Origin of the sequence: Dysgonomonas sp. HDW5B (genome assembly GCF_011299335.1) — a bacterium.
Classification (GTDB): Bacteria; Bacteroidota; Bacteroidia; order Bacteroidales; family Dysgonomonadaceae; genus Dysgonomonas_A.
The window spans coordinates 2011655-2031067 of the sequence record NZ_CP049858.1; the positions used below are offsets into that span (position 1 = coordinate 2011655).

Below are 19413 nucleotides of genomic sequence, written 5' to 3' on the forward strand. Positions count from 1 at the left end.
AACGAATATAATAAATATACTACAAACAAAAAACGGCTACTTATAAAGTAGCCGTTTTTATAGAATTATATCTTAAGATATTTATCAATCTTTAAATTTAGCTGAGATAAATTCGCGATTCAAACGAGCGATATTGCTGATCGAGATGTTCTTAGGACATTCAACTTCACAAGCACCAGTATTGGTACAGTTACCGAAGCCTAATTCATCCATTTTAGACACCATTGCTTTAGCACGTTTTGCAGCTTCTACACGTCCTTGAGGTAATAAAGCAAGTTGACTTACTTTAGCCGAAAGGAATAGCATTGCCGATCCGTTTTTACAAGCCGCTACACAAGCTCCACAACCGATACATGATGCCGAGTCCATAGCCTCGTCTGCATCTTCTTTCGAAATTGGAATTGCATTAGCATCCTGAGCACCACCTGCGTTGATTGAAGTATATCCACCTGCCTGAATAATTTTATCGAAAGCAGTACGGTCTACGATCAAGTCGCGGATAACAGGAAATCCTGCTGAACGCCAAGGCTCGATTGTGATAGTTTCGCCATCTTTAAATTTACGCATGTGTAATTGACATGTAGTGATATCTTCGTCCGGTCCGTGAGGGTGTCCGTTGATATATAAGCTACACATACCACAAATACCTTCGCGACAATCGTGGTCAAATACGATAGGCTCTTTTCCTTGGTTGATAAGTATTTCGTTTTGAATGTCTAACATTTCAAGAAAAGAAGTGTCTACCGATATTCCGTCCAATTTGTATGATTCAAAAGCTCCTTTTTCCTTAGGACCTCTTTGACGCCAAACTTTTAATGTTATATTTATTGTCTTATCCATTTTTGTTACTCTTTTACTAATTGGGTTATGCTTTATAGTTACGTTGTTGTCTAACTACAAATTCGTAGTCAAGAGGTTCTTTAATTAATTCAGGTTCTTGATCTTCACCTGTGAACTTCCAGCATGAAACGTAAGAGTATTCATCATCGCGGCGAAGAGCTTCACCTTCGGGTGTTTGGTACTCTTCACGGAAGTGTCCACCACAAGATTCGTTTCTTGTCAACCCGTCAATAGCCATCAAATAGCCAATTTCAAGGAAGTCAGCTACACGGAGAGCTTTATCTAACTCAACATTTAATGTATTAGCTTCACCCGGTATGCGTACATTGCTCCAGAATTCTTTTTTCACTTTCTTGATATCTTCAATAGCTTTCTCCAAAGACTCTTTAGAACGAGCCATTCCCACAAAGTCCCACATAATAAGGCCAAGTTCTTTGTGGATAGAATCTACAGAACGAGTTCCTTTAATGCTCATCAGTTTGGCGATCTTTTTATTTACATCGTCTTCTGCTTGTTGGAATTCAGGAAGTTCAGTACTGAAACGAGGTACAGTAATCTGATCAGCCAAATAGTTCTGAATAGTATATGGTAATACGAAATATCCGTCGGCAAGACCCTGCATAAGTGCAGACGCTCCCAAACGGTTAGCTCCGTGATCCGAGAAATTAGCTTCTCCGATAAAGAAACATCCGGGTATTGAAGTCATCAATTCATAATCAACCCAAACTCCACCCATTGTATAATGGATAGCAGGGTAAATCATCATTGGTGTTTCGTACGGGTTTTCATCTACAATCTTGTCGTACATTTGGAATAGGTTACCATATTTAGCTTCTACTACATCTTTACCCAGACGTTTGATAGAATCCGAGAAATCAAGATATACGGCTAAACCTGTATTACCTACACCAAAACCTGCATCGCATCTTTCTTTAGCTGCGCGAGATGCAACGTCACGAGGTACAAGGTTACCGAATGCAGGGTAACGTCTTTCCAAGTAGTAGTCACGATCTTCTTCTTTCAATTGAGTGGGTTTAAGTTTACCTGCTCTGATAGCTTCAGCATCTTCTTTTTTCTTAGGTACCCAGATACGTCCGTCATTACGAAGAGATTCCGACATCAAAGTCAATTTTGATTGGAACTCGCCATGAACAGGAATACAAGTAGGGTGAATCTGAGCGAAACAAGGATTCGCAAAATAAGCTCCTTTTTTGTAACATTGGATAGCAGCCGAACCATTAGAACCCATTGCATTTGTAGAAAGGAAGAATGCGTTTCCGTATCCACCTGTTCCAACAACTACTGCGTGAGCCGAGAAACGTTCGATTTTACCTGTTACTAAGTTACGTGCGATAATACCACGAGCTTTGCCATCGATGATAACAAGGTCTAGCATTTCGTAACGAGTATATAATTTTACAGAACCTTTTTGTACCTGACGGCTCAATGAAGAGTAAGCACCAAGTAAAAGTTGTTGTCCTGTTTGTCCTTTAGCATAAAAAGTACGAGATACCTGAGCACCACCGAATGAACGGTTGTCTAACAAACCTCCGTATTCGCGAGCAAAAGGTACACCCTGAGCCACACATTGGTCGATGATGTTGTTCGACACTTCAGCCATACGATATACGTTTGCCTCACGTGCACGGTAGTCACCACCTTTGATTGTATCGTAGAATAAACGGTAAACCGAGTCACCGTCATTTTGATAGTTTTTTGCAGCATTGATACCACCTTGAGCAGCGATAGAGTGTGCACGACGTGGAGAATCCTGAATACAGAAGTTAAGTACATTGAATCCCATTTCTCCAAGAGATGCAGCAGCAGAACCTCCTGCTAAACCTGTACCTACTACAATAACATCAAGACGACGTTTGTTCGCAGGATTCACCAGTTTTTGGTGGGCTTTATAGTTTTTCCATTTGTCAGCCAAAGGGCCTTCAGGAATTTTAGAATCTTTTTTTGGATCTAATATAGTAGCCATATCTGTTTTTTTCTTTTAGCGGTTAAATTATATACAAGAAGAACAAAGGAAATGCTTCGCCAGGAAGAAAATCGGCACTATAGCAAAACCTAAACAAATGATGGTTGCTACTGCATAACCGATAACTTTGAAACGAGGTAACCATATTCTGTTGTTGATACCTACTGACTGGAACATACTCCAGAAACCATGTGCAAGGTGAAACCAAAGTGCTGTGATACCAATAAGATAGATAAGCACGTGCACAGGATTACTGAACAAATCGATTGCAATTACCGATCCGTGAGGTTCAGCGCCTTCTAAATGGAAAAGTTCAGAGAACTGCATTTTATACCAGAAATCGTAAAGGTGCAATACAAGGAAAGCAACAATCACTAATCCCAATACGAACATGTTTTTAGATGACCATTCTACAGGAGAAAGGTTGGATGATGCGTACACATCGCCACCTCTGGCTTTTCTGTTCTGTAATGTCAATACTACAGCATACAGAATATGTACGATAAACAATGCAGCTAAACCCATAGAAGCTACAATCGCATACCAGTTTGTTCCAAGGAAATCGCAGATCATGTCATAAGCTTCGACCGAAAAGATCAAGACTAAGTTCATGCTCATGTGAAATAGTAGGAACAAAATCAACGCACAGCCGGACAAAGCCATGATGAATTTGCGGCCAATAGAAGAATTAAGTAACCAACTCATAAGATTTAATAGTTTTTTAGTTATTTAATGGTTATTGATTAGACTCTTATAAATAAAAGTAATAGTGCATCTTTTTTATCAATGATTCGCACTGCAAAAATAGAGTAAATAACCTAGTAAAGAAAGTAAAATACAACTTTTTTGCGTGTTTTACCTTGTTATGTAGGTTAATTACATTTCGTTGTGAATATTGCAGATGACAACTCAATTCATTTATTATTTGTCTTATGTGATAGATATAAGATATAGCTGCCCCCGGAAATACAGATTATGGTTGTGTAAATGACTGAATTTGCATCAATAAAAAAGCCGAACAAATTATTTGTCCGGCTTTTTTATATGTAAGAAGTTGAAAAAGTACTAGCCTTATTTCACTTTATTTACAATAGCTGTGAATGCTTCTGGATGATTTAACGCAAGGTCAGCTAGAACTTTACGGTTAATTTCGATCCCTGCTTTGTGAAGAGCACCCATTAAACGAGAGTAAGACATTCCTTCTGCACGTGCAGCTGCATTGATACGTTGTATCCAAAGTGCACGGAAGTTACGTTTTTTAGCACGACGGTCGCGGAATGCATATGTTAGACCTTTTTCCCAAGTATTTTTGGCAACTGTCCAAACATTTTTGCGGGCACCGTAGTATCCTCTTGTTAGTTTTAATACTTTTTTTCTGCGGTTGCGCGAGGCAACATGATTGACTGATCTTGGCATAATTGTAAGATGTTTTGAATGTTAGCGGTTCTCCTTTTATTATAAGAACTCTTTTGATGCGTACATTCGGTTAATAAACCTAATTGAAAATTGCTTTAAAAAACGTTGAGATTATTTCAATCTAAGCATTTGCTTAACATTGTTCTCATCAGACTTGTGAACAGTAGCTGAGTGAGTTAAGTTTCTTTTGCGTTTTTTAGTTTTCTTAGTCAGGATGTGACTTTTGAAAGCATGTTTTCTTTTGATTTTTCCTGATCCGGTAAGGCTGAACCTTTTTTTGGCACCGGAATTAGTCTTCATTTTTGGCATCTTATTAAACTTATATTTAATTATTTAAAATAGCACCATTACAGGTGTTTTCTTCTAGTGTCTCTTGGGATTACTCTGCTGTGGGGGTATCCTGAATCTGAGTTTCTCCCTCAGGTTCTGCTGTTGCCTGCTCCTCAGTTTTTGGTTTCGCCTCTTTTACCTTATGTGGCTTTTCTTCCGCCGGTTTTGGTTTTGGCTGTACCTTTTTAGGAGATAGCATAATGATCATTTTTTTACCTTCTAGTTGAGGTAGCTGATCTACTTTTGCATGATCTTCTAATTCTGTGGCAAAACGAAGCAGTAAAACTTCTCCTTGTTCTTTAAATAAGATCGAACGACCTTTGAAGAACACGTAAGCTTTCACTTTGCAACCTTCTTCCAGAAAAGATTTGGCGTGTTTTAATTTAAAGTTGAAATCATGATCATCAGTTTGAGGACCAAAACGAATTTCTTTTACCACCACTTTTACTGTCTTCGCTTTTTGCTCTTTCAGTTTTTTCTTTTGTTGGTATAAAAACTTCTGATAATCAGTGATTCGACAAACAGGAGGATCTGCACTTGGAGAGATTTCGACTAAGTCTAAGCCTTTCTCATCGGCGATTTTCAAAGCTTCATGTGTTGAGTAAACTCCTTGCTCAATGTTTTCTCCAACCAGACGAACTTGAGGCACACGAATTTTTTCATTAATTCTGTGAAGTTCTTCTTTTTTGTTGTTATTTATTCTGTTGTTCCTCATTAAAAAAGATTATTTCCTTTCTGTTTTGTTTTTTATTTTTATCCTGTTGATTATCCGTTTCGTCATAATGAACAGTGAATCAATGATTCCAAGCATTCATCATTTTCTCAACTTCTTGAGTAATTTGATCGGCAAAGGTAGTAAATTTCATTGAACCTTTATCACCTTCACCCTGTTTTCTTACAGAAACTTCTTCACTCTCTGCTTCTTTCTCTCCAACAACGAGTAAATAAGGGATTCTTTTCAATTCGTTATCGCGTATTTTTCGACCGATTTTTTCGTTTCTGTCATCTACTTGCGAACGAATATCTTTGCTTTTCAAAAATGCAGATACTCTGTAAGCATAATCATTGAACTTTTCGCTGATAGGCAGAATAACTACCTGATCGGGTGTCAGCCAGAGAGGGAATTTTCCCGCAGTATGCTCTATAAGTACCGCAATGAAACGTTCCATAGAACCGAATGGTGCACGGTGAATCATTACAGGGCAATGTTTTTGATTGTCGGCACCTGTATATTCAAGTCCGAAGCGTTCAGGTAGATTGTAATCTACTTGTATAGTCCCAAGCTGCCAGCGTCTGCCGATAGCATCCTTCACCATAAAGTCAAGTTTTGGACCATAGAAAGCTGCTTCGCCAAGTTCTACTTTTGCAGGTAGGCCTTTTTCTTCACAAGCCTCTATGATTGCACGTTCTGCTTTTTCCCAATTTTCTTCAGTTCCGATATATTTTTCTTTATTATTCGGATCTCTTAAAGAGATTTGAGCTTCGAAGTTGTCAAAATCAAGAGCTTTGAAAATAATAAAGATAATATCTACAACCTTCAAAAATTCAGCTTTAAGTTGGTCGGGAGTACAGAAGATATGTGCATCATCTTGAGTAAATCCTCTAACCCGAGTTAAACCATGAAGCTCTCCACTTTGTTCGTAACGATATACAGTTCCAAACTCAGCCAAGCGAAGAGGAAGGTCTTTGTAGGAACGAGGTATTACCTTATATATCTCACAATGGTGAGGGCAGTTCATCGGTTTTAATAAAAACTCTTCGCCTTCTTCGGGTGTGTGGATGGGTTGGAAAGAATCTTTTCCGTATTTAGCATAGTGACCCGATGTTACATATAGTTGCTTGCTTCCGATATGAGGGGTCATTACTTGTTCGTAGTCGAATTTCTTTTGGATTTGTTTCAAGAAATCTTCCAGTTTAAGACGAAGCTGTGTTCCACGAGGTAACCAAAGCGGTAATCCCTTTCCTACATTTTCGGAGAATGCAAACAGTTCAAGCTCTTTTCCTATTTTTCTATGATCACGCTTTTTTGCCTCTTCCAATAATACCAGATATTCATCAAGCATTTTTTGTTTAGGAAAAGTGATTCCGTATAAACGTGTCAATTGTTTTCTCTTTTCGTCACCACGCCAGTATGCACCTGCAGCACTAAGTATTTTTACAGCTTTGATGTAAGAGGTGTTTGGTAAGTGAGGACCGCGGCATAGATCGGTAAACGATCCTTGCGTATATGTAGTGATGGTTCCGTCTGCCAAATCGTTGATAAGTTCAACTTTATAGCCTTCGTTACGTTCGCCAAACATTTTTATAGCATCGTCTTTAGAGATACTTTTGCGAACGATCTCTTCTTTTTGAGCGATAAGGTCTTTCATTTTTTTCTCGATAGCCGGAAATTCTGCATCTTTTACAGATGTATCACCAAAATCGATATCATAATAAAAGCCATTTTCGATAGCCGGACCAATTCCGAATTTAGCATGAGGATACAACTCCTGTACTGCTTCGGCCATTAAGTGTGCTGAAGAATGCCAAAATGCGTGCTTGCCTTCCGTATCATCCCATTTCAAAAGACTTACCGTAGAATCTTCTTCTATCGGACGTGTTAAATCCCACGTTTGTCCGTTGACGCTAGATGCCAATACATCTTGGGCCAATCTTGAGCTAATACTTTCTGCAATCTGCATGGATGTTGTTCCTTTGGGAAATTCCCGCACCGAACCATCAGGAAATGTAATTTTAATCATTAGTATACTTGTTTTATTTGTCTCCATACAAGCGAAGACAATGTTTTATGATTTTAACTTGCAAAATTAAACATTTTATAGACTTTACCATCAGTTATCGCAAAAAATAGTTGTCCGATTTCGATATTGCTCTGTGATCTAAATTTCCTATTTATACTATTGATTGTATCGGTATGATGCTTTTACAACAAGGTAGCACAGTAACGGAGCGGAATTGAAAAGGTGACAAAAGTAACAAGGGCGGTACTTTTTTGATCGTTTTTTTGCGGGGTGGAGTGCGGTTCTACTCCACCTGTTCTACTCGTTTTTCGGGCTTCTGCAACATGTTTCTACATATTTGCTTCTGATGGTTTTATTTATCTCTTTGCAATTTGTTGATATCCTACAGTTTGATAATTGGCTATTGCATTTTTCAGATAAAGAGAATCCGTTTTGTCAAGAAAGGATAAGTTGAACTCTAAATTGGCCTTTTGTTGAACTTTATATTGTTCGACTTTTCGAATCGGTGAAAGAATTGTCAGAATATCACTTTCCAAATAACCGAGATTTTGATAAGTAGCTACAAATGCTCTTGGCTTATAATCGGGTGAAAAGACATTCTTTCCATAAAATTGAGACTTGTATGTAAAATGCAGTAGGCCAAAAACAGTTGGCATTATATCAATTTGAGAAGTTAGTGTGTTGACTTGCTTTGGCTCAATAAATCCCGGAGAATAGATCAGAGCCGGAATGTGGTATTTATCTAAAGGTATTTCGGTTTTTCCTGCACTCGAAGCACAGTGGTCAGCAACAATAACGAATATAGTATTGTCGAACCAAGGTTGTTTGCGAGCCTCGTCCATGAACTTACCTATGGCATAGTCGGTATATTTTACACCTCCGTTTCTCGATTTTATATTGGTGGGAATATCTATTTTGTTTTCCGGATATGTAAAGGGGCGATGATTGCTCACGGTCATTATATGTCCGAAAAAAGGTTTTCCCATCTCAGCATTCTTGCTGAATACTCCTAATGCTTTATTGTACATATCTTCATCACAAACTCCCCATATATTGCTAAAGCTTATTTCGTCTTTGGTAAAATCTTTTTTGTCGATGATATCATATCCATTGCCCGAAAAGAATGTTTCCATGTTGTCAAAATAACTGTCCCCTCCATACAGATATTGCACCGTATATCCTTTGTCTTTCAGTATTTCTCCTGTTGAGAACAAATCCTGATTATTGGGTCGTTTGATAATACTTTCGCCTGCACTGGGTGGTAACGATAGGGTAACAGCCTCTAAGCCACGCACAGTTCTGTTTCCTGTTGCAAAAAGATTGGTGAAAGAAAGGCTTTCATCCATCAATTTATCCAGATTGGGAGTTATATTATCGGTATTGCCATAATGAGCGAGAAAGGATGCGCTAAGACTTTCGATAGTAATAAGTACAATGTTTTTATGCACTTCGGGTAGTGTGTCGGTAATGACTTGTATGTTGTTTATTCCCTGACTATTATATTGATTATTTATAATTTCGATTGTTTCTTTTTGGGGCAGTGTTACATAAAATTTATTATAATCGAGCTCACTATTCATAAAAGCCATATAGAACTTAAAAACTCCACTGGCTTGCAGCTCATTTACATACACATTGGGTTTGTTCTGAAAGTGAGTATTGATATTCAATAATGTACCCGAAAGTATTAGCAGTATGCAATATAATGCAGACACAACTAATTTGTTTTTAAAAGAAGGTATATTATTGATTGTTTTTGTTGTTTTCCTGCCAATAAAATAAGTAATTGCCACTGATATGATTACTAGAATACTAAATAGTGGAACAATAGGGTATGACTCGAGTATATTACCAATAACTTCATTGGTATATATCAGATAATCAACCGCAATAAAGTTATACCGTACTCCAAACTCGTCCCAGAAGAAGTATTCTCCTATAGCATTTGTTAAGATTGTTATTATATAAAGAAAAAGGATAAAATAATAAATAATAATACTCCAGTTCTTTCTAATAGCGGGGATAAAAAGACGTAATCCAAAACTTAGCAGCTTATATAATAAAAAGTACCAGACTATTTTAGATACTACACTCCCATATTCGTCAAATATTGTATTAAAAAATGTGATATACACAAAGACTGCAGCTATGAGCCCGAAAATAATATAGCCCCAAGGTGAATAATATTTGCTCTGGGACCTGAATATAAGGTTTAACCACATGAAAAAGAAGGCTATTGTAGTAATACAGACATCGTTTATTATCCCCAGCAGGAATATCTGAATCCAATCTGTAAATGAGAAAGCGATTTGTGTTTGTGGGTTAAGCAGCAGAATAATCTCGGCAATTATTTCTATTACTTCTATGGATAAGGAGAAAATAATTAAATAAAGAAGTGTTGATGTAAATAGCTTTGTTTGATTTTTATTGCTACCATTAAGTGTATTTTGTCTTCCGGAAATCACGTGATTAAATATTTAGTTTCTATTTTAATGAGAAGGAGATCTTTTTTATAAAATTTTATATTTTTGCTTTTACTTTACATCTTCCTGTACTCCCCAATCTTTTTTACAGATACATTTGGTTATATCTCTCAATAAATCCACTTTTGGGGCCAATGTTTTGTTATGCCTTGTTAATTTTGTCTATCATCAAATCCCATTAATTGGCGAATTTTGTCAGCATTACTTTTTGTCGTTAAATTCTCCAATAATAATAAAGCAACATCTATCGCTGTTGACGGATTCCATGAAGTAATGATATTGTCATCTATTACAATCGGTTGATGTAGTACATTAACACCGAATCCTTTTAATGCTTCTCTTCGAATCGGGTTATTATAAACAGTTCCATTCTTATTTTTCAAAATACCACTCTTACCCACTGGCAAAGCTCCAACACAAATAGATGCAATAATTTTATTACTTGTTTTAAACCCTCGAATTAAATCTAAGAATTTATCATCATAAGCATCGTTGTAAAATCCATAAACCTCAAATCCGCCCGGAATTGCTAATGCGTCGAATGTAGAAATATCGATATCTTCAACCAGATAATCTACAATAAACCGTTGGTTAAACGAACTTTTAATTTCCTTTTTTAATCCGCAAGTAAATAATTCGGTAGAGTTATCACCTTCAACAAGATTCCAGCCTATAACATCAATAAATACACTTGCTTCAAATATTTCAAATCCATCCGCTAATAACAATAATACTTTTTTCATTTTTAATCATTTGGTTATTATTTGAATCTAAGTCATTATTAAAGATTAGCTTTATGCTAGTTTCTCTCCCCGTATTCCTTGATCTTTTCCTCGCAAATCTTTTTGGTAATATCCCTCAGCAACTCCACTTTTGGAACCAACGCATCAACATCCTCTTTGGTTACTATAAAATCGGGATCATATCTGCCATTTACATAAGCAGCTTTGATAAGCTCGAAAAGGCGTTTCTCCTCAGGCGTATCTTGTGGAAAGACTTTGATAAACAGGCTGGAATATTTCTTTACCGAGTTTAATAGCTTTGATAGGTTATGTTGTTTGGGATTTTCTAATGTGAAAACTAAGCGGATGGCATAAATATAACTTTCACAGGCTTGATGAAGCATAAAAGATGATTTTTTATACCATTCTTTACTATAATTAAAATTAGCATTTTCTAGAAATTCATTAGCACTCTGGAATTTATCATTAAAATATTCCTCAGCTTGTTGCTTTATTTCTTCAAAGCTAAGTTTTCGCCTTCGTGCTAATTTATGCTTTCCACTATCATATAGTATAACACCTTCTTGTTTTATTTGGGTATAAAAATATCTACCCTCTTTCAGATATTTATTCAGCTTTTTCATATCCTCGCTGATAAACTGAACAGGAGGCTGCCTGTCGGGATCTTTCGCCCTGTCGTAATACAAATCTTCTATATTACTGAGGGCTTTGATTGCCACCCCGTCCGACACTCCGCTCGTAACAACCAATATATCATAATCGCTTACATAGAACTGCAATTTGCCAAACTCATATTTCTCATCATACGCCACATAATCATTACGGGCATAACTACCGAAAAGAATTATCATTTCGGTCTGCTTGATCCGTGTCAGGATAGATTCAACAATATAATGCAAATCTCGTTGATTAGTAGGCGGCAAATAGGATATAGACTTTTTCATTCGATCAGTTTACTTATTCGGTCATCCTTTTTATGATACTGTATGCACTCACAATGCCTAGTTCTCCTGCTTTGCGAAGATCGTCAAGCCCTCGGTCGGTATCCTTTATTTGCAATCTGTTTAAGCCTCTGTTGTAATAAGCTTCGCCAAATTCAGGATCACGTCTAATTATTTCGTTATAGTCTAAAATCGCTGCTCTGTAATCTTTTTGCATCGATTTTATCTCGGCTCTATTGTAATATGCAAAAGTAAAATCAGGTGATAACTCTATGATTCTATTGTAGCTTTTCAGTATAGATTCGTATTCGAGCCTTGCACGAATTGCTTTTGCATCTATATCCGAATTACTTCCTGACGGTGAAGATGCCGACTTATTGTCAATACCGGTCTGCATGCTGATGCTTAATTCGGTTTGAGGCGTTTGACTATACAATTCGGGCAGAATATCTTTCGATTTTAACTGTTTGGTATAAGCTACGGCCAAATTAAAGTAAGCAAGTGTAAATTTCGGATCTATAATAGTTGCTTTCGTAAAATCTTCGATTGCGCTGCTGAAATCCTGAACCAGCATATAATCAATACCTCGGGCAAAATAGAATATCGCATTTTCAGGTTGTTGGTCAATGAGTGTCGAATATTCATTGATCGATGCAAAATGGATGGCAACCTGAGTACTGTCTAGTGCTACTTCTTGATTTGTAATGATTAATTTTCTGCTGAGCGTATTGCGTTTGTTGATATTCTCCAGATCTTGATTGTAATGAGTATATTTCTGGTAATCATTTACTTTCTCATAATAGGATACAATAAATGTCGGAGCCAATTCAATATTAGCTTGTTTATTTTGTACTTTACCACGAGTTTCGCTGTTGTACTTGCTCTTTTCTGTCTCTTCCTTATCGGCTACAACAAGTAAGTTGAATTTATCAATTGTTTTATCTGATTTCTCACGAGTTTTGGTTGTACTCTCTTTTCCGGCAAATGCATCTTTTTTAGTTTGCTCTTCTTTCTTTCGGGCATACAGGTAATCCTGTTCCGCACTTCGTAAATCATTTTGTTTACGTTTGATTTCCGATCGCAAGTAGTACCCCTGATAAAAATCGGGATATTCTTTCAGCACTATATTCAGATCGGCTAATGCACCTTTTATATCGCCAATATTGTTCTTCAGTAATGCTCTGTTCATGTATGCGGTATAATTGTCGGGATCATTCGCCAGAACGAAATCAAAGTCTGCTATCGCCTTGTTGTCATCTCCTACCTGAGCTCTTAGAAGGGCTCTGTTGAAATGGGCTATGTGGTTGCTTGGTTCTATCTCGATAACGTGATCGTAGTCGGCCATAGCTCCCCGCAGATCGTTTTTATAATATCTGGCAAGTCCACGATTTATATAATTTCCCGTTAAGATAGGATCAAGCTTTATGGCTTCGTCAAAATCGGTGAGTGCCTTGTCATATTCTTTTTGAGAAAAATAGGTAGAAGCACGCATAGAATAAGCCGGAGAAAAATATTTGTCTTTCTCGATAGCCAAGTTGTAGTTTTCTAAAGCTTTAATAGTATCTCCTCTTTCAAGATACAAGCTTCCTCTGGTTAATATTCCTTGTGTATAGTTTGGGTTTTTCTGAACGAGTTTATCTAAATATTTTTCAGCTTCATCGTAGTCTTTCTTTTCAATGTTGACTATACCCATGTTAATCAGGATAAATTTATCATCCGGATTATTCTTAAGGCTGGCTTTGTAATCTTCCAAAGCTCCATCATAGTCTTTTTGATTCTGACGGGCATCGGCACGTAGCTGATATGCATTTGTATAGAACGGATTTCGCTCCAGGCATTGTGTACAGTCTTCGCCCGCACCTTTAAAATCATCGAGGTAATATTTTGCTATTGCCCTGTAATAATAAGGCTCAGCCAAATAGGGTTTCGATTTTATTACCTGATTAAAATATTGTATGGCAAGGATGTAATCCTCAAAATACAAAGCGTTACGCCCGATTAGTGTAACTCTCTCTGTATTTATTTGTGCAGAGATTACTATCGAATAAAAGAGCGTAAAAACGATCAATATATATTTCTTCACGATTCAATAAAATATTATTCTGGGCAAATATATAAATTCTATGTATATAAACTAAAAGAGAGGCAGTTGAAGCCTCTCTTTTTATATATTTTTATTTTTCAAAATAATCGTCGTGATAATATGAATTTCGTTTCAGGTAATATGATTTGTCTCCATAATATCTGGATGTTCCATAATAACCCTCTCGTCCTTTCACATCGTTGAAGACTAAAGCTGCATGCTCAAGTCCATCGTTACGCATCTGATTGACAACGCTTTTGAAAAAGGCTTTATTTGTTTTAGCTCTACGGACAACAAACAAAGTTGTATCTACATACTTAGACAGGATATATGCATCAGACACGAGACCTATAGGGCTACAGTCTACGATAACATAATCATATTTGGTCTTCAGATAGTCTATCAAGTCCTTTGTTTTCTTCGTCTTAATCAATTCACTGGGATTTGGAGGCAATGTTCCGGCAGTGATAATATCGAATTCATATTCAGGGTGAGTCAATGTGATTTCGTCAAGAGTCACTTGACCAATCAAAAAGTTAGAAACACCTTTCTTGCTTTCAATATTAAGTAATTTTGCAACCGAAGGACGTCTTAAGTCAAAGTCTATTAAAACTACTTTTTTACCAGTTAATTGATACACCGAAGCTACGTTACCTGCAATGAATGTTTTTCCATCTCCGGGCTCTGCCGATGTGATCAGTATTGAAATTCCCGATTCTTTTTGAGCCATATACTCAATTCGAATTCGCATATTTCGAAACGATTCTGCAAAACTTGATTTCGGGAAATTCTTCACCAGAGTAGTTGATCCGGAAGAAGATATCTTTTTGGATATATTTTCTATTGTACCGATTACCGGTAGACCCGATAAGCGTTCGCAATCTTCTTTTGTTGATATAGCATGATTGAATATCTCTTCTTTACATACAACAAATGCAAGGGGTAGAGCAAGTCCAATCAAGAAAAAGAATGTATAGTTTTTAGACTTTTCGTCACCATTTACAGGACCACCTTTTTGTCTGGGTTCTTCCATTATAAAGTTATCCGGAATATTGGATGCCTTCTGTATGGTAGCTTCATATCGTCTCTGTCTTAGATATGTATAATACGCATCATTAACCTGATATTTTTTCTCATATCGAGCATATTCCCTTTCCTGTGCAGGTAAAGTCGACATTCTACTTTCTATTTCTCTGGTGCTATTGTTCAGATCTTCCTTTTTATTTTGGATTCGATCCTGAAGCCCTCTTAACTCTTCAAGTATTTTAATTCGAAGATTTGTCAGTGACTGTTCGCTTTTCGCATACATAGGATGTGCAGAACCCATACTTGCCAGTTTGTTAATAAGGCTGTTGTATTCTCCTATCGACTGAGTCAGTTTTGCTTCTGTTATACCCAACGCTGATGGTTCAACAAGTTCCGTCCTGTTTAATATTGAACTGTTGATTTCATCGGTTAGTCGCAATATCATATCTTCTTGAGCTTTTACCTCTCCTATTGATTGCATTACATTCTCTAACTCAGATCGACCATCTGTTTTAGTCAATCGGTATAATCCTGTTTCATCTTGAAAATCTTTAAACGATGCTTCCGATTGTTGCAATGAATCTGCGATTATGCCCATTTGTCTATCAATGAAGGCAATTGTTCTATCGGCAGCTTCATTTTTTAATGTTAAGTTGTAATCTTCAAATTCTTTGAGTAATGCTCGTAAGAAATCAACATCTTGTGCTGGGCTACTTCCATATATTGAGACTCCCAATGCTGTAGAGCCCTCTCTAATCATCCCTGTAGATATTCTGCCTGAATAGCGACCGATTAGTTCTTCTTTCGAAACAAACCGAAAACTGAAAGGCTCAAAATTGGCAGCAAATCGAGGGGATTTGTTTATTTTTATATAAAAGCGTTGCTCTTGTACAAACTGTCCATAAGGTACTTCCATCGAAAACGGAGCAGTAGTTTCAGATCCGGCATAGAATATTCTGCATTTCTCGGAATTGATAGGTTCTATTTCAAAAACGATACTATATGCACTTGGGGCAACGTATTTAGCTTCAATAGTTACAGGAGTCAAACCGTACCAGTTGTCTGCTTTAAATTTCCCTTTTTTGAAATAGTCTACGCGCATTTGAGGAAGTTTTGCAATAGTACGAACTACCATGTCGTACGAATTTAGAATCATTTGCTGATTGACCGAATTCTGAACTAAACTTCCTAATTGAACAGCGCCCATAGCAACACCGGAATTACCTCTTTGTTCCATCATCAAAACGGCTCCCGACTGGTATAAGGGAGTCCAGCTTTTATTCTTAAGATAAGCGTATCCCAAGAACAATGCTAAAGATATAGCAAATAAGTACCAGTATTTAAGGATTCGATAGAACCAAAGCACAAAATCAAAAGAGAATTTTGTCTTTGCTTGGACTTCATCAAAGTATGGGTCTGTACTGAAGTCCGGCGATCTGTTTATATTTTGTTCCATAATTTACAGAATCCTTTAGTTTATACTGTTTACTATACCTATTACTGCAAATACAGTAGCTATTGGTGCTATGATAGTAGTTATCAGCCCTGTGAAAGAATTTATCCGGAAGAAAGCTCTCTTACTTGTCGAATAATAGATTAAATCATTTGGCTTTATATAGTAGAACTCCGATTCGATAATAGACTCGGATCTGAGATCAAATTCTTTAATAATTGATCTGCCTGTTTCATCAAGTCGGATGATTTTTACTTTCCCTAATTCTAAATCGGGCCCAGGCTCACCATTTATGGCTAAAGCCTGAAATATGGTCATGTTATCTTTGTAGATATTTTGTCGCCCATTTTGTGATTCAGAAACAACATAATAATAATTGTTTTTTAGAAATATTTTTACCTGAGCGTCAGGTATAGCCTGTCTCATTTTGTTCTGGATAACTTCTTCCGCCTCAGGTATAGTCAATCCTAAAATCTGAATATCTCCAAAAAACGGAATCGAAATATTGCCACTTTCAAATATGGCATAGGAAGCTTTAGTCGATAAATCAGTGCTTGATAATACTCCGTTGAAAACGTCAGAAAAATCTTTGTTACTGGTTAATATAGAACAATATATCTCATCATTAATTTGTAATTGATAGTCCTTGAAAGGTTTTGATGTATATATAGGACTTTTATCCTGTAATAAATTCGTTGCTTTAGGAGATGTACACGAACTGTACATCATTATAGCAAAACCTATAAATAGGCAGTATATAAAGTATTTAAATCCTGTTTTCATCTTTAAAAGTTATTTTTAATAACAAAGTATGCTCCTACAACTGTTCCTACGAGACTAACTAAACCTAGAATTCCGGTAAATGAAGTTACACGTCCAAAGAAGGTTCTGTTCATCTCAGGTACATATATAACATCATTGGGTTGAATATAGTAATATTCAGAATCGACAATATCTTTAGATCTGATGTCGAAAGTCTTTACTTCTGTTCCATTAGGGGTTTGTCTAACAATTTTTACTTTTGTTCTATCTCCAAATGTTTGAATTGGACCGGACATGGCTAATGCTTGAAATATCGTTAACTTAGGTAGAGGCATAGCTATACGGCTTTGTCCGGCTTCACCTAAAACACTAAAAAAACGATTTTGAAGATTTAGCTCTATGACTATGTTGGGTGAAAATGTAGAAAAACGTTCCTCTATAATTTTCTTCGCTTCTGTAGTAGTATAGCCTTCTACCGATATTTTTCCTAAATAGGGTATTTTAACAGTACCGTCGGAATAAACATTAAGAACATTCGCTCCCGTTTGATCAGTAGCTGCTGCACTTAGTCCCGAAGACTGATCTACAATATATACGGAGAAAAGTTCTTTCATACTTTCGTCCAATGTATAAATTCTGAGCGTCAATTGATCCCCCAGAATAATTTTGTAATCATTGTTAAGATTCACATCAATGGGATAATCCTTCTTTATATCCTGCAAAAGATTTGTGTCACGAGGGGTAACACATGAACTTAATATTGATATTATCACTATTTGCAACAATAGTAGTTTAATTTTCATACGTCTCAAGGTTTGTTTTGAATGGCTTTTGTTCTATAAGAACAATTTACTCGCCCCTTTGTTAGATTATTTAGTTTCGATTTTATCAATTGTTTTCTGATCCCTGAAATTTTGTCTATAAATAGCTTGCCATCTATATGGTCGTATTCGTGTTGAATACAACGTGCAAAAAAATCAGAATAAACTTCTTCATGTTCAACGAAGTTTTCGTCGAAATATTTGATTTTAACAGTTTCTTCTCTAGGGACATTTTCATTAATTCCGGGAATGCTAAGGCAGCCTTCCTGTGTGGAGACTATCTCTCCGGTGCGTTCAATAATTTCGGCATTAATAAAAGCTTTCTTGAATCCGTGATACTTTTCATCATCTTCAGCAAGAGGCTCTAAATCAATTACGAATAAACGGATATCTAGACCTATTTGTGGTGCAGCCAATCCAATGCCATCGGCATTATACATGGTTTCGAACATGTTTTGGATAAGCTCATTCAGATTAGGGTAATCTTTATCTATGTTATGAGCAATTTTTCTCAATACCGGTTGACCGTAGAGATATATGGGAAGTATCATAAATTCTTATTTTTGTATGTAAGACTCTCCATGTAGTCTTGTAATATAATAGTTGCACTTATTTCGTCAATCGTTGCCTTATTCTGACGGTTTTTCTTTTTCATTCCACTCTCTATCATAGAACGTTGTGCTATTACTGATGTAAATCGCTCATCATAATACTCAATAGGAGTGTTGGGGAATTGAGCACAGAACTTTTTCACAAAGGGTTCTATATGCTTCATATTTTCGGAAAACTCATTATTCATTTGTTTAGGCATACCAATAATCACATATTCGACAGCCTCTTTAGCGAAATACTCTTTTAAATATGTTAATAGTGTATGGGTTGGAACAGTCGTAAGGCCTGTTGCAATAATTTTTAAAGGATCTGTAACGGCTAAACCGGTACGTTTTGTTCCATAATCTATTGCTAGCAATCTACCCATGAGCGGCAAAGATATAGTTTTTTTTTAATATATAATTATTTTGGTCGTTCTATAATACGTCTTTTTAACTCAAAGTCGCGACCTAGATACTTTTCTTTAACTGTTTCATTGGCTGCAAGTTGTTCGGGTGTACCTTGGAATAGAACTTTACCTTCGAACAGTAAATAGGCCCTATCGGTTATACTAAGCGTTTCATCCACATTGTGGTCGGTGATTAATATTCCGATGTTTTTGTATTTTAGTTGAGCAACTATTTCCTGGATATCCTGAACGGCTATAGGGTCTACTCCTGCAAAAGGCTCATCGAGCATTATGAATTTAGGATTTATCGCAAGGCATCGAGCTATCTCAGCACGTCTTCTTTCTCCCCCCGAAAGTCTATCTCCCAGATTTTTACGAACTTTATGTAGCCCGAACTCCGAAATTAGACTCTCTAGTTTTTCTTTTTGATATTCTTTTGATTGTCCCGTCATTTCGAGGACAGATCTGATATTGTCTTCTACAGTAAGTTTTCGGAATATGGATGCCTCTTGTGCGAGATATCCAATTCCGTTTTGAGCCCTTTTGTATACGGGGAATTTTGTAATTTCTTGATTGTCAAGAAAAATTCGCCCTTGATTTGGCATGACTAATCCTACAGTCATATAAAATGTAGTAGTTTTGCCTGCTCCGTTTGGACCAAGTAAACCTACTATTTCTCCTTGCTTAACTTCAATGGAAACATGATTAACAACTGTCCGGGATTTGTATTTTTTTACCAAATCCTCGGTCCGTAATACCATCTGTGAGTGCTCTGCTGACTGCATTAATT

17 protein-coding genes are annotated in these 19413 nt (G+C 36.7%); all 17 read right to left on the minus strand.

The genetic code is table 11. The features are described from left to right. Positions 1 to 84 precede the first annotated feature (84 nt). A complete protein-coding gene (locus G7051_RS08320; protein WP_166199530.1) occupies positions 85 to 840 on the minus strand; it encodes a succinate dehydrogenase/fumarate reductase iron-sulfur subunit in 756 nt (251 codons plus the stop codon). Positions 841 to 865: 25 nt separating this feature from the next. Beyond that, positions 866 to 2824, minus strand: coding sequence for a fumarate reductase/succinate dehydrogenase flavoprotein subunit (locus G7051_RS08325; protein WP_166199532.1), 1959 nt, complete (start codon positions 2822 to 2824; stop codon positions 866 to 868). Positions 2825 to 2851: 27 nt separating this feature from the next. Further along, positions 2852 to 3529 carry a succinate dehydrogenase cytochrome b subunit gene (locus G7051_RS08330; protein ID WP_166113617.1) on the minus strand — a complete coding sequence of 226 codons (678 nt, stop codon included), beginning with the start codon at positions 3527 to 3529 and terminating at the stop codon, positions 2852 to 2854. 366 nt (positions 3530 to 3895) lie between these two features. Continuing rightward, complete coding sequence (gene rplT, locus G7051_RS08335) at positions 3896 to 4240, minus strand: 50S ribosomal protein L20 (protein WP_050708470.1); 345 nt, start codon at positions 4238 to 4240, stop codon at positions 3896 to 3898. Positions 4241 to 4351: 111 nt separating this feature from the next. Next, complete coding sequence (gene rpmI, locus G7051_RS08340; protein ID WP_110312224.1) at positions 4352 to 4549, minus strand: 50S ribosomal protein L35; 198 nt, start codon at positions 4547 to 4549, stop codon at positions 4352 to 4354. Between the two features lie 70 nt (positions 4550 to 4619). Beyond that, positions 4620 to 5285: a translation initiation factor IF-3 gene (infC, locus tag G7051_RS08345; protein ID WP_370522992.1), complete on the minus strand. Its 666-nt coding sequence runs from the start codon at positions 5283 to 5285 to the stop codon at positions 4620 to 4622. 79 nt (positions 5286 to 5364) lie between these two features. Then, entirely contained in the window at positions 5365 to 7311 is a 1947-nt protein-coding gene (gene thrS, locus G7051_RS08350; protein ID WP_166199534.1) for a threonine--tRNA ligase, read from the minus strand. A 356-nt stretch (positions 7312 to 7667) separates the two neighbouring features. After that, positions 7668 to 9776 carry an LTA synthase family protein gene (locus G7051_RS08355; RefSeq protein ID WP_255493349.1) on the minus strand — a complete coding sequence of 703 codons (2109 nt, stop codon included), beginning with the start codon at positions 9774 to 9776 and terminating at the stop codon, positions 7668 to 7670. Between the two features lie 170 nt (positions 9777 to 9946). Beyond that, a complete protein-coding gene (locus tag G7051_RS08360) occupies positions 9947 to 10537 on the minus strand; it encodes a DJ-1/PfpI family protein (protein WP_166199536.1) in 591 nt (196 codons plus the stop codon). 56 nt (positions 10538 to 10593) lie between these two features. Beyond that, entirely contained in the window at positions 10594 to 11481 is an 888-nt protein-coding gene (locus tag G7051_RS08365; RefSeq protein WP_166199538.1) for a HEPN domain-containing protein, read from the minus strand. Between the two features lie 13 nt (positions 11482 to 11494). Continuing rightward, positions 11495 to 13561 carry a tetratricopeptide repeat protein gene (locus G7051_RS08370; RefSeq protein ID WP_166199540.1) on the minus strand — a complete coding sequence of 689 codons (2067 nt, stop codon included), beginning with the start codon at positions 13559 to 13561 and terminating at the stop codon, positions 11495 to 11497. A 91-nt stretch (positions 13562 to 13652) separates the two neighbouring features. Further along, positions 13653 to 16043 carry an exopolysaccharide transport family protein gene (locus G7051_RS08375; protein WP_166199542.1) on the minus strand — a complete coding sequence of 797 codons (2391 nt, stop codon included), beginning with the start codon at positions 16041 to 16043 and terminating at the stop codon, positions 13653 to 13655. A gap of 15 nt (positions 16044 to 16058) precedes the next feature. Continuing rightward, on the minus strand, positions 16059 to 16823 hold the full coding sequence (locus G7051_RS08380; RefSeq protein ID WP_166113633.1) for a polysaccharide biosynthesis/export family protein: 765 nt from the start codon (positions 16821 to 16823) through the stop codon (positions 16059 to 16061). 2 nt (positions 16824 to 16825) lie between these two features. Further along, positions 16826 to 17605, minus strand: coding sequence for a polysaccharide biosynthesis/export family protein (locus G7051_RS08385; RefSeq protein ID WP_166113636.1), 780 nt, complete (start codon positions 17603 to 17605; stop codon positions 16826 to 16828). 5 nt (positions 17606 to 17610) lie between these two features. Then, entirely contained in the window at positions 17611 to 18174 is a 564-nt protein-coding gene (gene def, locus G7051_RS08390; protein WP_166113639.1) for a peptide deformylase, read from the minus strand. Beyond that, on the minus strand, positions 18171 to 18602 hold the full coding sequence (gene ruvX / locus G7051_RS08395) for a Holliday junction resolvase RuvX (protein ID WP_166113642.1): 432 nt from the start codon (positions 18600 to 18602) through the stop codon (positions 18171 to 18173). The genes def and ruvX overlap by 4 nt, the downstream gene beginning before the upstream one ends. Positions 18603 to 18637: 35 nt before the next feature. Continuing rightward, positions 18638 to 19384: an LPS export ABC transporter ATP-binding protein gene (gene lptB / locus G7051_RS08400; protein WP_255493350.1), complete on the minus strand. Its 747-nt coding sequence runs from the start codon at positions 19382 to 19384 to the stop codon at positions 18638 to 18640. Positions 19385 to 19413: the final 29 nt, after the last annotated feature.